Below are 15182 nucleotides of genomic sequence, written 5' to 3' on the forward strand. Positions count from 1 at the left end.
GTGCAGGCCGCCCGCCTCCCCGACGGCCGCGTGCACCTGCAGGAAGGGCCGATCGACCTGATTCTGAAGGCGGAAGGTCCGGGCCATGAGGCGGCGGAGCGGGCGGCGGTCGCCGCCTTCGACGGTCTGCTGGCCACCCTGGTCGGCGAGCTGACGGTCCTGCGCCGGCCGATCGCCGGTCCGCCGCCCGCCGTCACCGGTCCCGTCGCCCGCCGCATGGTCGCCGCCGTCGCCCCTTATGCCGACCGGTTCGTGACACCGATGGCCGCCGTCGCCGGTGCGGTCTCTGATCACCTTCTGGCCGAGATGCTGGCGGCCGCACCCGACCTTGCCCGCGCCTGGGTGAATGACGGCGGCGACATCGCCTTCCATCTCTCACCAGGGCAAAGCTTCGAGGTCGGGCTCGTGCCGGAACTCGGCGCGCCGGTGCTGGCGGGTAACGCCGTTTTGCATCACACGGACCCGGTGCGCGGGGTGGCCACCAGCGGGCGCGGCGGGCGGTCCTTCTCCCTCGGGATCGCCGATGCGGTCACCGTTCTGGCCGGGGATGCGGCGTCGGCCGATGTGGCGGCGACCCTAATCGGCAACGCGGTCGATTTGCCCGGCCACCCGGCGATCCGGCGCGGCCCGGCGAGCGACGAGGACCCGGACAGCGACCTCGGCGACCGGGCGGTGGTGCTGGAAGTCGGGCCGCTCACCCCGGCGGAGATCGACGCGGCGCTGGAGGCCGGATTGCTCGCATACGCGACGATTACGAAAAGCATACCCTTAATTGGCGTGGTACTGTTTCTGGCAGGACGGTGGCGCATGGCCGGGGACACCGTACCGGCGGCGCGGATCAGCCTGCCGCCCGGTGCGTGATCCATCCCCGACCCAGGACGTTGCCGCGCAGAAAATGACGGGACGACCGGGGGGATTGGATGGAGCATGGAAGCGAGCCGTCGATGGCTGGACAGATCCGCAAGCTGTTCCGGCTGGAGGAGAGCGGCCCCGCCCCGGAAGGAGAGAAGCTGGCGCGGTCGGCGATCGACGACTTCTATGGAATGGCGATGGAGCATGAGGACATCTCCCCGCTGTTCGAGGGCTCCGATCTCGGCCGGCTGAAGCAGGCCCAGCTCCGGCACTGGACGGCGCTGTTCGCCGCCCGCACCGACAGCGACCTGGACGCGGTGCTCGCCACCTCGGAACGGATCGGCCGGGTCCATGTGGACCGGCGGATCGATACCTCGACCTATCTGGCGGGCTACGAGAAGCTGACCGAGGACCTGATCGTCGGTGTCGTGAAGAACGTCAAGAAGGGCGACCGCCAGGAACACGAACTCCGCGCGATCCTGCGCCGCTGCTTCGCCGACATGGCCGCCAGCATCGCCTCCTTCGGCTCCACCGCAAACGAACTGGACGCCACCGGACGGCTGATGGCCATGTCCGACAGTCTCGAGCGCGAGATGTCGACGACCCTGTCGGAGGTGCGGCACCAGGTCCAGACCCTGAGCCAGGTCGCGGGTCAGCTCGAGAACATCGCCGGCGACGTGACCTCCGCGGCCGGCACCGTGGGAGCGAGTGCCGAGAACACCCGAGACGGCGTGAACATCGTCGCCAGCGCCGCCCAGGAACTGGAGGCCTCCAGCCAGCAGATCTCCGACCAGACCTCCGGCGCCGCCCAGAAGGCGGAATCCACCCTCTCCGACATCGAGGAGGCCAAGCGCGCCATGACCGCGCTCACCGAGAGTGCGGCGGCGATCGGCGACGTGACCGAGCTGGTCCGCAGCATCGCCAAGCAGACCCGACTTCTGGCCCTGAACGCGACCATCGAGGCGGCGCGGGCCGGCGACGCCGGCAAGGGATTCGCGGTCGTGGCCGGCGAGGTGAAGTCGCTGGCGGCGGAGACCGAGAACGCGATCGCCTCGGTCACCGAACGTACCCAGCAGATCTCCGATTCCACGGATTCGGTGAACCTGGCGCTCGGCAGCATCGTCACCGGGGTGGAGGAGCTCTCCCAGCGCGCCGGGTCGGTCTCCAGCTCCGCCGACGAGCAGCGCGCCGCCATCGCCGAGATCGCCCGCAGTGCCGAGCGCGCGTCGCTCGAGACCGGCCAGGTGGCCGACCAGATCGGCGCGGTGCAGGACACGGCCAAGGTCTCCCTGCGCGCCGCCGACCGGCTGTCGGAGATCGCCGGCCGGCTCGGCCGCGACGTCGGCGACCTGCAGCGGCGGATCACCACCATGCTGCGCTCCTCCGGGGCCGGCGACCGGCGCCAGGCCGATCGGGTGGCGGTCGGCATCCCGGGCACGCTCGCCATGGGGACCGCCTCGGTCAAGGGCCACACGGTCGACCTGTCCTTCTCCGGCGGTCTGTTCTTCCCGGGCCTGGACGAGGAGGCGACCGGGCAGGAGGGCTTCGTCGAGATCGAGGGGGTCGGCCGCCTGGGCGCCCGGGTCGTCGGCAGCAGTCCGCTCGGCACCCATCTGCAGTTCCTGGCGCCGACCGACACCGAGCTGTCCAGGGTCCGCAAGGTGATCGAGGCGACCAAGGCCCATGACGCGCCGCTGGTGGCGCTGTGCCGGGACGCGGCGGACAAGCTGTCGGGCATCCTGTCCTCGGCCCTGTCCTCCGGCCGGTACGACATGGAGGCGCTGTTCGACGACGACTACGTGCCGATCCAGGGCACCGACCCGGTGCAGTATTCCACCCGCTTCCTCACCCTCACCGACGAGCAGTTCCCGGCGGTCCAGGAGGCGGTGGTGTCGAAGAACCCGGCCATCGTGTTCTGTGCGGCGGTCGACCGGAACGCCTACCTGCCGACCCACAACGCCGCCTTCTCCAAGCCGCAGAAGCCGGGGGAGACGGTCTGGAACACCGCCAACAGCCGCAACCGCCGGATCTTCGACGACCGGGCCGGCCTGCTCGCCGCGCGCAACACCGACGAGTACAAGATCCAGAGCTATGTGCGCGACATGGGGGGCGGCAACAAGCAGGTGCTCAAGGAGGTCGACTGCCCGATCCGGGTCGCCGACCGGATCTGGGGCAACCTGCGGCTGGCCTACAGGAATTGACGGCCGGCCGGGTTTCCCGAGCGCCTTTGATGTAGGTCAAGGCCGGCTGGTCGCGCCCTGGTAGGCTTCCACCGTCCCGAGTTCGGGCATGGAAATCCATCAGGGAGGTCAACATGGTCGAAGGTGTTCCATCCCATGCCGACTGGTGGCCGCAGGTCATGGACCCGCTGCGGCGCTTCGGCACCCGCGTCGCCGAGTTCTTCAGCCCGCCCTCCGACGCGACGGCATCGAGCGCGGCCTATGTCATCGAGATCGAGCTGCCCGGCGTGCGCGAGGAGGACATCCACGTGGAGGTCCACGGCGACCAGATGACGGTCAGCGGCGAGAAGCGGTCCTCGCGCGACGAGAAGACCGACACCTACATCTTCTCCGAGCGCACCTACGGGTCGTTCCGGCGGAGTTTCCGCTTCCCGCCGGACGTGGACGAGGCCGGAATCGAGGCCCATAGCGAGGACGGCATCCTGCGCATCACCCTGCCGAAGAAGGCGGAGACCGCCCAGGGCAAGCGCCGCATCGACATCCAGCGCGCGCCGAAGGGTGTGACAGGGGACCCCCGTCCGAATTTCGAATAGGGCCTGAGGGCCTGCCGGCTCGCCCGTGGGGGGCTGGGCAGGCGGATCGGCGCCGGGAGCGATTGCCGCCCGGTCGCCGATCCGCCACTTCACAATGCCCTCTCCGTCATCCCGGCGCCCTCCGGACCTGATCCGGAGGACGGCCGGGACCCAGTCTGCGGCTTCCAGGTCCCGGCCTCGCCCCGGGTCGGGCCCGGGCCGATCCGGGATGACGGATTGGGTGGGAGTCGGTTCAAGCAAACATCGTCATCTCGGCGAGCTCCGGGCTCGATCCGGAGGTCGGCCGGGACCTAGTGGGTGCTTGGGAATCTTGGTCCTGACTTGCGTCAGGACGACGGATCTTTTTTAACTTGCGCCCGTCATCCTGACGCAAGTCAGGATCAAGCCACTCCCGTCGGACCAACACGGTCCCGGCCTGCCCCCGGATCAGGTCCGGGCGCATCCGGGATGACGCTTTTAGATTAGTCCTTCGGCGGGATCACATGCCCCTGGGCGAGGCGGCCGCCGTCGGCGTAGATCACCTGGCCCGTCACGTAGGAGCTGTCGTCGCTCGCCAGGAACAGGGCCACGCCGGCCATCTCGTCCGGCTCGGAGGCGCGGCGCATCGGGGTGCGCATCTCCACCCGGCGCATCGCCTCGTTGTCGGTGAGGATGCCGGCGCGGAAAAGGTCGGTGGCCACGCTGCCCGGGCCGATGGCGTTCACCCGGATTCCGTAGTCCGCCAGGTCCATCGCCATGGTCTTGGTGAGCTGCGCCACCCCGCCCTTGGACGCGTTGTAGGCGGCGAGCCCGGTCGGGGCGATCACCGAGTTCACCGAGGCGGTGTTGACGATCCGGCCCTGGATGCCGCGATCCACCATCCGCCGAGCCGCCTCCTGACCGGTCAGGAACACGCCCTTCAGGTTGACCGCGATGACCCGGTCAAAGGTCTCGTCGTCCAGCTCCAGGAACGGGTGGTTGTGGATCACCCCGGCATTGGCGACGGCGATGTCCAGGCTGCCATAAGCCTCGATCGTCCGGTCCATCAGGGCCGCGACCTGGGCCCGATTGGAGACGTCGCAATTGATGAACCGCGCCTCGCCGCCGGCCTCTTTGATCGCCCCCACCGAGGCGTCGCCGGCCATGGGGTCGGCATCCGAGACGACGACCTTGGCTCCTTCCAGGGCGAACCGCTTGGCGATGGCCGCACCGATGCCCCGTGCAGCACCCGTGACGACGGCGACTTTTCCTTCCAGACGCATTTCCTCTTCCTCTCTGGCTACCCTTTGCGGGCGTATCCGATGGTCTGCAGCGACGCGCCGATCTCGTCCAGGATCGCCGGGTCGTCGATGGTGGCCGGCGTACTGAAGCTCTCGCCGTCGGCGATCTTCTGCATGGTGGCCCGCAGGATCTTGCCCGAGCGGGTCTTCGGCAGGCGATGGACGACGGTGGCCTGCTTGAAGGCCGCCACCGGCCCGATGCGGTCGCGCACCATGGCGACCACCTCCTTCACGATCTCCTGATGCTCGCGGTTCACCCCGTCCTTCAGGACCAGGAAGCCGAGCGGCACCTGGCCCTTCACCTCGTCGGCGACGCCGATCACGGCGCATTCGGCCACGTCCTGGTGGCTCGCCAGCACCTCCTCCATGCCGCCGGTGGACAGTCGGTGGCCGGCGACGTTGATGATGTCGTCGGTGCGCGACATGACGTGCAGGTACCCGTCCTCGTCGACGATGCCGGCATCCCCGGTCTGGTAGTAACCGGGGAACTCGGCCATGTAGCTTTCCACGAACCGTTCGTCGTTGTTCCACAGGGTCGGCAAGGCGGCCGGGGCCATGGGCAGCTTGATCGCCAGCGAGCCGATCTCGCCGCGCGGCATCTCCTCGCCCTCCGGCGACAGGGCATGGACCTCGTAGCCAGGCACCGCTCGGGTGGGGGAGCCCGGCTTGAACGGCAGCAGCTCGATGCCGAGGCAGTTCGACGCGATGGGCGAGCCGGTCTCGGTCTGCCACCAGTTGTCGATCACCGGCACCTTGAGCCGGTCCTGGGCCCATTTGAGCGTGTCCGGGTCGCAGCGCTCTCCGGCCAGGAACTGGGCGCGGTAGTGAGACAGGTCGTATTTCTCCAGCAGCTTGCCCTGGGGATCCTCCTTCTTGATCGCGCGCAGGGCGGTCGGCGCGGTGAACATCGCCTTGACCTTGTGGTCGGCGATCACCCGCCAGAAGGCGCCGGCATCCGGCGTGCCGATGGGCTTGCCTTCGTACAGGATCGTGGTGCAGCCGTGGAACAGCGGCGCGTAGACGATGTAGGAATGGCCGACCACCCAGCCGACGTCCGAGGCGGCCCAGTACACGTCGCCGGTGCTCATGCCGTAGATGTTCGGCATCGACCATTTCAGGGTGACCAGATGGCCGCCGGTGGCGCGCACCACGCCCTTCGGCTTACCGGTCGTGCCGGAGGTGTAGAGGATGTAGACGGGGTCCTCGGCCTTCACCGGCACGCAGTCGGCCGGCGACGACTTGGCGACCGCTTCCTCCCACAGCAGGTCGCGGCCGGGGACCAGGGCGGCCTCCTCCTGGGGGCGCTGCTTGATGACGCAGTGATCCGGCTTGTGGCTGGCCAGCTCGATCGCCCGGTCGAGCAGCGGCTTGTAGTGCACCACCCGCTGACCCTCCAGCCCGCAGGAGGCGGCGACGATCACCTTCGGCGTGGCGTCGTCGATCCGGGTCGCCAGCTCCTTCGACGCGAAGCCGCCGAAGACCACCGAGTGGATCGCCCCGATCCGGCTGCAGGCCAGCATCGCGACCACGGCCTCGGGGATCATCGGCATGTAGAGGATCACCCGGTCGCCATACCCGACCCCGAGCCCGGCCAGCGCGCCGGCGAAGGCCGCCGTGCGCTCCTTGAGCTGGTCGTAGGTGATGGTCTCCACGGTCTTGGTGACGGGGCTGTCGTAGATGATCGCCGGCTGGCTGCCGCGGCCCTCGTCCACGTGTCGGTCGACCGCGTTGTAGCAGGTGTTGGTCTCGCCCCCGACGAACCACCGGTAGAAGGGCGGGTTGCTGTCGTCGAGCAGGGTGTCCCAGCGCTTCGTCCAGACCACGTCCTCGGCGGCACGCGCCCAGAAGGCCTGCGGATCGGACTGCCAGGAATTGTAGACGTCGTCGAATTGGCCCATGGCCGCGACCTCCCTTATCACCAGAACCGTTTTCGGTCCGTCTTCTCGTTGTTCTGCGAACTCTATGCGGGAGGCGGCGGTCTTGTTAAGCGTCCGCATTGACGCGCCGGCGGACGTCTCCGCCCCGCAGACCGGTCCGATTGTGGCTGCGGATGGGGCCGCCTAACAAGCTTCGACCCGGTCGAGATTCATTCGTTCATGCAAGAAAGTCGCTTTAATATCATTAAGTTAGATTTGCCTAATTTTTGACTTCGCCGACATCAGTCGTTATATGAAGGCGGTCTTTCGAAGGGCGTCGCGGCGCCCCGTCCACTGACCGGCGGAAACCGGAATGATCTCGACCCTCGCCCTTGCCGTCGGCGTCTCGGCCGATGCCTTCACCGTCGCCATCGGAAAGGGCGCGCGGCAGGAGCGGCACCGGGCCGTCGACATCCTCACGATCGCCTGCGTCTTCGCCGCCGCGGAGACCGTGGCGCTGGTGATCGGATGGTCGCTGGGACAGGCCGCCAACGCTTATGTGGCGGCGGTCGACCACTGGCTGGCCTTCGGCATTCTCGGCGGCGTCGGTGGGAAGATGATCTGGGAGAGCCTGATCGCGCCGCCGAAGGATGACGGCCGTCCTGCGGTGATCTGGCCGACCCTGGCGCTCACCGCTATCGGCACCAGCGTCGATACCTTTGCGGTCGGCGCCGTCCTCGCTTTCATGGAGGACTCGCTGGTCCCGACCGCCCTCGCCATCGCCGCCGTGACCTTCGTGCTCGCCTGTCTCGGCATGCTGCTCGGCCGCGCGGCCGGCAATGCCATCGGCCGGCCGGCGGGCGCCATCGGCGGGCTGATCCTGATCGCCATCGGCAGCGTCATCCTGGTGCAGCATCTGGGGGTGTGGGCATAATTCGCGTTCTCGGATAGGGTCTGCGCGACCACCGGAGAGCGACGACGATGACTGCACCCGCCACTGCCGTTAACCCGTACGAAACCGATCTCGACCGCAACGCGGCCAATTACGTGCCGCTGTCGCCGTTGAGCTTCCTGGTACGCACCGCTGCCACCTTCCCGGACCGGCTGGCGGTCGCCCATGGCAGGCGGCGCTACACCTGGGCGCAGACGGCGGAGCGCTGCCGCCGCCTTGGCTCGGCGCTCGCGGCCCGCGGGGTGGGGAAGAACGACACGGTCTCGGCCATGCTGACCAACACGCCGGAAGGGGTGGAGGCGGCCCATGGTGTGCCGATGACCGGCGGCGTGCTGAACATGCTGAACACCCGTCTGGACGCGGCGACCATCGCCTTCATCCTCGACCACGGCGAGGCCAAGGTCCTGCTCACCGACACCGAGTTCGCGCCGGTGATCAAGGAGGCGCTGGCCCTGACCAAGCGCAAGCCGCTGGTCATCGACGTGGACGACAGCGAGGGTCCGGGCGGCGAAAAGCTCGGCGAGATGGACTATGAGACCTTCCTGGCCTCCGGCGACCCGTCCTACGCGGGCGTGCGGCCGGACGACGAGTGGGACGCCATCGCCCTGAACTACACCTCCGGCACCACGGGCGACCCCAAGGGTGTGGTCTACCACCACCGCGGCGCCTATCTGAACGCGCTGGGCAACATCATGGTCTGGGGCATGAAGATGCACCCAGTCTATCTCTGGACCCTGCCGATGTTCCACTGCAACGGCTGGTGCTTCCCCTGGACGGTGACCGTGCAGGCCGGCACCCATGTGTGTCTGCGCAAGGTGGAAGCCTCGGCGATCTACAAGGCCTTCGCCGAGGAGGGGGTGACCCATCTGTGCGGCGCGCCGATCGTCATGTCGATGCTGCTGAACGCCGACGACGCGACGAAGCAGTCCTTCCCGCAATCGGTCCAGATGATGACCGCCGCCTCGCCGCCGCCGGCGACCGTGCTGGCCGGGATGGAGCGGCTGGGGATCAACGTCACCCATGTCTACGGCCTGACCGAGGTCTACGGCCCGGCGGTGGTCTGCGCCTGGCATGACGAGTGGTCGATCAAGCCGATCGACGAGCAGGCGGCGCTGAAGTCGCGCCAGGGCGTGCGCTATCCCTCGCTGGAAGGGCTCTACGTCGCCAATGCCGAGACCATGGAGCCGGTCCCCGCCGACGGCGAGACCATGGGCGAGGTCATGATGCGCGGCAACGTGGTGATGAAGGGGTACCTGAAGAACCCGTCGGCGACAGAGAAGGCCTTCAAGGACGGTTGGTTCCATACCGGCGACCTCGGGGTGATGCACGAGGACGGCTATATCGAGCTGAAGGACCGGTCCAAGGACATCATCATCTCCGGCGGCGAGAACATCTCCACGATCGAAGTGGAGGGCGTGCTGTACAAGCACCCGGCGGTGATGGACGTGGCGGTGGTCGCGCGGCCGGACGAGAAATGGGGCGAGACGCCCTGCGCCTTCGTCACCCTTCGGCCGGGCGCCGAGGCGACCGAGGCGGAGATCATCGCCTTCGCGCGCGAGAACATGGCCCATTTCAAGGCGCCGAAGACGGTGGTGTTCGGCGAGCTGCCGAAGACCTCCACCGGCAAGGTGCAGAAATTCGTCCTGCGGGAGCGGGCGCGGAACCTGTAGGGGGCGGCTCGCCTTCCTCCTGCCCTCCACCGTCATCCTGAACTTGATTCAGGATCAACGCTTGGACAGTGGCCGACGTCCGGGTCACGGTCCTGACTTGCGTCAGGACGACGGGGAGGGCGTGTCGACGGGCGCTCCCCTACTTCTTCATCACCTCCGCCGCCAGCGCCTTGATCTCAGCCGCCGCCGTGCCGCGCTTCTGGTATTCGCTGACGCCCTTGCCCTCCAGCAGGGAGGCGGCGAGCGCCACGCGGTTGCCGATCTGCGCCTTGGCGACCTTCGCCCCCATCTCCTTGATCTTGGCGGTCATCGCCTCGGTCAGCGCGGCGCGGGGCGGTACCCGGTTCAGAACCAGCAGGGCGTCGGTCTTCTCCGACTTGGCCAGGTCCAGCGTCGCCTGGGTCGCCCAGAAGTCCATCGGGCTCGGTTGCAGCGGCACCAGCACCAGGTCGGCCACCCGGACGGCGATCTTCGCCTCGGTCTCGGCGTGCGGCGGGCTGTCGACCACCACCACGTCGTGGTCGCGGGCCAGCTTCTCCACCTCGTTGGCGGTGCGCCAGCCGGTGATCCGATGAACCGACAGACTGCCCTTGCCCTTACCGTTCGACGGGGCGGGCAGGCCCAGTTCCTCGCGCATTTCCCACCACGAGGACAGGGACGCCTGCGGATCGATATCGACGACGGCGACGGTCTTGCCGGTCTCGGCGATGGCGACGGCGAGATGGGCGGCGAGCGTGGTCTTTCCAGCACCGCCCTTCTGCTGGGCGACGGTGAGGATGCGTGCCATTCCGGCCCTCCCTCCTCTGAAGAATGTCCCGACAGTGTAGCGATTCGACGGTTATGCTGCACCGCAAAAGAGTGCCGCGACTTGACGTTGCGCCGATCCTGGGGCACCTGCGCCGTCATGGCCGCTTCCGTCTGCCCGATCACCGACCCAGACGCCCGTGCCGAGGCCGTGCAGATCCTGCGCGCCGGCGGGCTGGTCGCATTCGCCACCGAGACCGTCTACGGGCTCGGCGCCGACGCGACCAACGAGACGGCGGTCGCGAAGATCTTCGCCGCCAAGGGCCGGCCGCGCTTCAATCCGCTGATCAGCCATGTGCCGGACGTGGCCACCGCCTTCGCCCTCGGGCAGGCGACACCGGCGGCCCGCGCGGTGGCCAAGGCGTTCTGGCCGGGGCCGCTGACCCTCGTGCTGCGCCGGGCGGAGGGTTGTCCCATTGCCTGGCTGACCTCCGCCGGGCTGGAGACCGTCGCGATCCGCGTGCCGGGCAAGCCCGACGCCCGCACGCTGCTGGCCGAGATCGGCCACCCCGTCGCCGCCCCCAGCGCCAACCGCTCCGGTCGGGTCAGCCCGACCACGGCCGCCCATGTGGCGGCGGAGGATTTCGACGGCCTGGAGCTGATCCTCGATGGCGGCGCCTGCACGGTCGGGCTGGAGAGCACGGTGCTGGATGTGTCCGGCGAAACGCCGCGGCTGCTGCGGCCGGGCTCGGTCACCCGCGAGCAGATCGAGGACCTGGTGGGGCCGGTCGACCTCGCCGGCCAGGGCGACGCGATCACCGCACCGGGGATGTTGGCCAGCCACTACGCGCCGGCAGCGGCGGTGCGGCTGAATGCGACGGAGGTGCGGGACGGCGAGGTCGGGCTGGACTTCGCCGGACAACTCGGCTCGGAAACCGATCTCAGCCCGAGCGGCGATCCGGTGGAGGCAGCGGCGAACCTGTTCGCCCTGCTGCGGGCGCTGGACCGGCCGGGGGTGAGCGCCATCGCCGTGGCGCCGGTGCCGGAGGCGGGCCTGGGTGCGGCGATCAACGACCGCCTGCGCCGGGCGGCCGCACCGCGCGACTGACGCGCGTCCCTTTCTCCCACACTCCCCTCTCCCACACTCCCCGGATTTATTCCGGGGCCTACCGTTGATACCGCTCGGCAGTCCGAGATCTCACGTCCTCGCCCGTGCCGGGGAAGAGTAGGCCCCGGAATAAATCCGGGGAGTGTGAGAAGGAATTGACGAGAGTTGATGAGCTTCCCGCTCCAGCCTCATCCTTAGGCCAAATTTCCGCCCGCTTGGATGGACCAATCGCCGTCGCATCTTGTCGTGCGCGGATGGAGCCTTATGATCGGGTTATCCACATGTCATTTCCCTCACCCTGAGGAGACTGCCCATGGCCGCGCCCGCCGCCGCCACCCGCCCCGACGTCACCGGAGCCCTGGATCGCATCAGGAAGATCGTCGGCCCCAAGGGCTGGACCGACGATGCCGACGCGATGGCGCCGCATCTGGCCGACTGGCGCGGGCTCTATGGCGGGTCGGCGCGGATGGTGGTGAAGCCGGCGACGACCGAGGAGGTGGCCGGCGTGGTCGCGGTCTGCGCCGAGGCCGGCATTCCGATCGTGCCCCAGGGCGGCAACACCTCCCTCTGCGGCGGCTCGACCCCGGACGAAGGCGGGGAGGAGATCATCCTGTCGCTCGCCCGCATGAACAAGGTCCGCACGGTCGATCCGGACAACTACACCATGACGGTGGAGGCGGGCTGCATTCTGGAAAGCCTGCAGCAGGTGGCCTCCGACGCCGACCGCTACTTCCCGCTGTCGCTCGCGGCCGAGGGCAGTGCGATGATCGGCGGCAATCTCTCGACCAATGCCGGCGGCACCAACGTGCTGAAATACGGCAACGCCCGCGAGCTGGTGCTCGGCCTGGAGGTCGTGCTGCCGGATGGACGGATCTGGAACGGGCTGCGCGGGTTGCGCAAGGACAATACCGGCTACGACCTCAAGCAGCTCTTCCTGGGGGCGGAGGGCACGCTCGGCATCATCACCGCGGCCGTGCTGAAGATCTTCCCGAAGCCGACCGACGTGCGCAGCGCCTTCTGCGCCGTGCCGGACGTGGCCGCGGCGGTCAAGTTGCTCGGCCGCGCCCGGGCGGAGAGCGGCGACGCGGTCGAGACCTTCGAGCTGATGCCGCGCCTGGTCATCGACCTGGTGCTGAAGCACATGCCGGACTGCGAGGACCCGCTGGCCGAGCGCTACGAGTTCTACGTGCTGCTGGAGCTGGTCTCCACCGCCACCGGCGAGAGCGGCCTGTCCGAGCGGCTGGAGGCGATTCTGGAGGGCGCCTTTGAGGAGGGATTGGTGATCGACGCCGCCATCGCCCAGAACGAGGCCCAGCGCCAGGAGTTCTGGAAGCTGCGCGAGAACGCCTCGGAGAGCCAGAAGATCGAGGGCGCGTCAATCAAGCACGACGTCTCGGTCCCGGTCTCCCGCATCGCCGAGTTCTACGAGGCCGCCTGGAAGAAGGTGGAGGCGATCGATCCGACCGTGCGGCTGGTCGGCTTCGGCCATGTGGGCGACGGCAACCTGCACTACAACCTGCAGGTCCCCGAGGGCGGCGACGGCAAGGCCTTCCTGGCGCGCTGGGACGAGTTCAACCGCGCGGTCCATGACACGGTGGTGGAGATGGGCGGCTCGATCAGCGCCGAGCACGGCATCGGTCGGCTGAAGCGCGGCGAGCTCGCCCACTACAAGGACGCGGTCTCCATGGACCTGATGCGGGCGATCAAGGCGACGCTCGACCCCTCCGGCATCTTCAATCCCGGCAAGGTGCTCTGAGGGCGGCGGATTGCCGCCATCGCCCGCTCATTTCGAAGTAGGATTTTCCGCAGGCGACAGGTATGTCGCCTGCGGGTTGGGCGTCCGGGCATCTCGACTATATAAGGGCGCTCAATCTCCAGGATCGTGACCGGCGGCAGCAGCCAGGACCGTCGGCGCGGGAGGAAGAGGACGGACGCCATGAGCCCTTACGCTGCCCCCCTGCGCGACATGCGCTTCGTGCTGAACGACGTGGTCGGTCTCGGCCGCATCGCCGCCCTACCCGGGCTGGACGGCACCGACCCCGATCTCGTCTCCCAGATCCTGGAGGAGGGCGGCAAGCTCGCCGGCGACGTGCTGGCGCCGCTGAACACCGTCGGCGACAAGACGCCGCCGCGCCTGGAGAACGGCGTGGTGCGCACCCCCGAGGGCACCGCCGACGCCTACCGCCAGTTCATCGAGGGCGGCTGGAACGGCGCGCCCTTCGAGGAGGAATACGGAGGCATGGGGCTGCCCTGGCTGGTCTCCACCGCACTGCAGGAGATGTGGCAGGGCGCCAACCTGGCCTTCGGCCTGTGCCCGCTGCTGACTCAGGCGGCGATCGACGCCCTGCGCGAGGTCGGCTCCGACGAGCAGAAGGCGCTGTACCTGCCCAAGCTGGTCTCCGGCGAGTGGACCGGCACCATGAACCTGACCGAGCCCCAGGCCGGCACCGATCTCGGCGCCATCCGCACCAAGGCGGAGAAGCAGGCCGACGGCAGCTACCGGCTGAAGGGCCAGAAGATCTACATCACCTGGGGCGACCACGACTGCACCGACAACATCGTGCATCTGGTCCTGGCCCGCTCGCCCGACGGCATTCCGGGCACCAAGGGCCTGTCGCTCTACATCGTGCCAAAGTTCATTCCGGACGCCGACGGCGATCCCGGCGCGCGCAACGACGTGCGGCCGGTCGGCCTCGAGCATAAGCTCGGCATCCACGGCAGCCCGACCTGTGTGATGGCCTATGGCGAGGACGAGGGGGCCGTCGGCTGGCTGGTCGGCGAGGAGAACCGCGGCATCGAGTACATGTTCATCATGATGAACAACGCCCGCCTGGCCGTCGGGCTGCAGGGCGTGGCGATCGCCGAGCGCGCCTATCAGCAGGCGGTGGATTATGCCCGCAACCGGGTGCAGGGCCGGGCGATTTCCGGTTCCAGCGGTGGCGTGGCGATCATCAACCACCCGGACGTGCGCCGGATGCTGATGACCATGAAGGCGCAGATCGAGGCGATGCGCGGGCTGGTCTACGACACCGCGGCCGCCATCGACACCGCCGACCGGCACAGCGACAAGGAGATCGCCGCCGCCGCCCAGCGCCGGGTCGACCTGCTGATCCCGGTGGCCAAGGCCTGGTGCACCGACACGGCGGTGGAGATCTGCTCCACCAACATCCAGGTCCATGGCGGCATGGGCTTCATCGAGGAGACCGGTGCCGCCCAGCATCACCGTGACGCCCGCATCCTGCCGATCTACGAGGGGGCCAACGGCGTCCAGGCCCTGGATCTGGTCGGCCGCAAGGTCGCCCGCGACGGCGGGGCGGCCATGGGCGAACTGCTGGCCGATATCGACACCACCATCGCCGAACTGGCCGAGCACGCCGCCGGGGATACGACCCTGCATGCCATGCACAAGCAACTCGTCGCCGGCCGCACCGCTCTGGCCTCGGCGACCGACTGGGTCGTGGCGACCATGCCGACCGACCCGGCCGCGGCGGCCTCGCCCTCGGCGGTGTTCCTGAAGCTGTTCGGTCTGGTGGCCGGCGGCTGGCTGATGGCGCGCTCAGGCCTGGCGGCGCGCCGGCTGCTGTCGGACGGCGGGGAGGTCGACACGCGCTATCTGGAGGCCAAGCTGGTGACGGTGCGGCACTATGCCGACCATGTGCTCGCCCAGGCGCCCTCGCTGCTCGACACCATCACCGCCGGCGGCGAGACGGTGATGGCGCTCGCCGAGGATCAGTTCTAGGGCGAGGTGCGGGGCGCAAGCCTTCCCGGTATTCTCCCCCTCATTCACTCCCCGGATTTATTCCGGGGCCCACCCCAAGGCGCGACCAGGGCGGCGGAGGGCAATCCCCCGCCGCCCGTGCCATCTGATGGGTAGGCCCCGGAATAAATCCGGGGAGTGAATGAGGGGACAGGAGAGGAAGCCTCCACCCCAATGAGGGGACAGGAGAGGAAGCCTCCACCCCAATGAG

11 protein-coding genes are annotated in these 15182 nt (G+C 68.6%); 8 read left to right on the forward strand and 3 right to left on the reverse strand.

The window, feature by feature from the left end:
• The 3 genes from ACOQOP_RS19855 (at window position 1) to ACOQOP_RS19865 (ending at window position 3625) form a co-directional block, all read left to right on the forward strand.
• The gene (locus ACOQOP_RS19855; RefSeq protein WP_420563550.1) at window positions 1–861 is read left to right on the forward strand and encodes a UPF0280 family protein; all 861 of its coding nucleotides are present in this window, start codon (window positions 1–3) and stop codon (window positions 859–861) included.
• Between the two features lie 83 nt (window positions 862–944).
• A complete protein-coding gene (locus tag ACOQOP_RS19860; RefSeq protein ID WP_420563551.1) occupies window positions 945–3053 on the forward strand; it encodes a methyl-accepting chemotaxis protein in 2109 nt (702 codons plus the stop codon).
• A 113-nt stretch (window positions 3054–3166) separates the two neighbouring features.
• Window positions 3167–3625 (forward strand): Hsp20/alpha crystallin family protein, encoded by a 459-nt coding sequence (locus tag ACOQOP_RS19865; RefSeq protein WP_420563552.1) that lies wholly within the window; start codon window positions 3167–3169, stop codon window positions 3623–3625.
• A gap of 461 nt (window positions 3626–4086) precedes the next feature.
• Here ACOQOP_RS19865 and ACOQOP_RS19870 read toward each other — a convergent pair whose 3' ends face one another.
• Entirely contained in the window at window positions 4087–4866 is a 780-nt protein-coding gene (locus ACOQOP_RS19870; protein WP_420563553.1) for an SDR family NAD(P)-dependent oxidoreductase, read from the reverse strand.
• Between the two features lie 17 nt (window positions 4867–4883).
• Window positions 4884–6782: a propionyl-CoA synthetase gene (locus tag ACOQOP_RS19875; RefSeq protein ID WP_420563554.1), complete on the reverse strand. Its 1899-nt coding sequence runs from the start codon at window positions 6780–6782 to the stop codon at window positions 4884–4886.
• 331 nt (window positions 6783–7113) lie between these two features.
• Between ACOQOP_RS19875 and ACOQOP_RS19880 the strand changes: the two genes are divergently transcribed.
• Entirely contained in the window at window positions 7114–7674 is a 561-nt protein-coding gene (locus ACOQOP_RS19880) for a manganese efflux pump MntP family protein (protein ID WP_420563555.1), read from the forward strand.
• Between the two features lie 47 nt (window positions 7675–7721).
• Window positions 7722–9362 carry an acyl-CoA synthetase gene (locus ACOQOP_RS19885; RefSeq protein ID WP_420563556.1) on the forward strand — a complete coding sequence of 547 codons (1641 nt, stop codon included), beginning with the start codon at window positions 7722–7724 and terminating at the stop codon, window positions 9360–9362.
• Between the two features lie 139 nt (window positions 9363–9501).
• Here the strand turns inward: ACOQOP_RS19885 and parA are convergent, their stop codons facing one another.
• A complete protein-coding gene (gene parA / locus ACOQOP_RS19890) occupies window positions 9502–10149 on the reverse strand; it encodes a ParA family partition ATPase (protein ID WP_420563557.1) in 648 nt (215 codons plus the stop codon).
• 117 nt (window positions 10150–10266) lie between these two features.
• Here parA and ACOQOP_RS19895 point away from each other — a divergent pair, with 117 nt between their 5' ends.
• The 3 genes from ACOQOP_RS19895 to ACOQOP_RS19905 all read left to right on the forward strand — a co-directional run bounded on the left by ACOQOP_RS19895 (window position 10267) and on the right by ACOQOP_RS19905 (window position 14953).
• Entirely contained in the window at window positions 10267–11214 is a 948-nt protein-coding gene (locus ACOQOP_RS19895) for an L-threonylcarbamoyladenylate synthase (RefSeq protein WP_420566551.1), read from the forward strand.
• Window positions 11215–11527: 313 nt separating this feature from the next.
• A complete protein-coding gene (locus tag ACOQOP_RS19900) occupies window positions 11528–12970 on the forward strand; it encodes an FAD-binding oxidoreductase (RefSeq protein WP_420563558.1) in 1443 nt (480 codons plus the stop codon).
• A gap of 180 nt (window positions 12971–13150) precedes the next feature.
• Entirely contained in the window at window positions 13151–14953 is a 1803-nt protein-coding gene (locus ACOQOP_RS19905) for an acyl-CoA dehydrogenase (protein ID WP_420563559.1), read from the forward strand.
• Window positions 14954–15182 lie beyond the last annotated feature (229 nt).

This window comes from Thalassobaculum sp. (assembly GCF_965223715.1).
Taxonomy (GTDB): domain Bacteria; phylum Pseudomonadota; class Alphaproteobacteria; order Thalassobaculales; family Thalassobaculaceae; genus Thalassobaculum.

Bases quoted from the DNA above. Each gene is read 5' to 3' on its own strand.
- ACOQOP_RS19875 (WP_420563554.1), bottom strand. From the start codon at position 6,782: ATGGGCCAATTCGACGACGTCTACAATTCCTGGCAGTCCGATCCGCAG.
- parA (WP_420563557.1), bottom strand. From the start codon at position 10,149: ATGGCACGCATCCTCACCGTCGCCCAGCAGAAGGGCGGTGCTGGAAAG.
- ACOQOP_RS19895 (WP_420566551.1), top strand. From the start codon at position 10,267: ATGGCCGCTTCCGTCTGCCCGATCACCGACCCAGACGCCCGTGCCGAG.
- ACOQOP_RS19870 (WP_420563553.1), bottom strand. From the start codon at position 4,866: ATGCGTCTGGAAGGAAAAGTCGCCGTCGTCACGGGTGCTGCACGGGGC.
- ACOQOP_RS19860 (WP_420563551.1), top strand. From the start codon at position 945: ATGGCTGGACAGATCCGCAAGCTGTTCCGGCTGGAGGAGAGCGGCCCC.
- ACOQOP_RS19865 (WP_420563552.1), top strand. From the start codon at position 3,167: ATGGTCGAAGGTGTTCCATCCCATGCCGACTGGTGGCCGCAGGTCATG.
- ACOQOP_RS19905 (WP_420563559.1), top strand. From the start codon at position 13,151: ATGAGCCCTTACGCTGCCCCCCTGCGCGACATGCGCTTCGTGCTGAAC.
- ACOQOP_RS19880 (WP_420563555.1), top strand. From the start codon at position 7,114: ATGATCTCGACCCTCGCCCTTGCCGTCGGCGTCTCGGCCGATGCCTTC.
- ACOQOP_RS19885 (WP_420563556.1), top strand. From the start codon at position 7,722: ATGACTGCACCCGCCACTGCCGTTAACCCGTACGAAACCGATCTCGAC.
- ACOQOP_RS19900 (WP_420563558.1), top strand. From the start codon at position 11,528: ATGGCCGCGCCCGCCGCCGCCACCCGCCCCGACGTCACCGGAGCCCTG.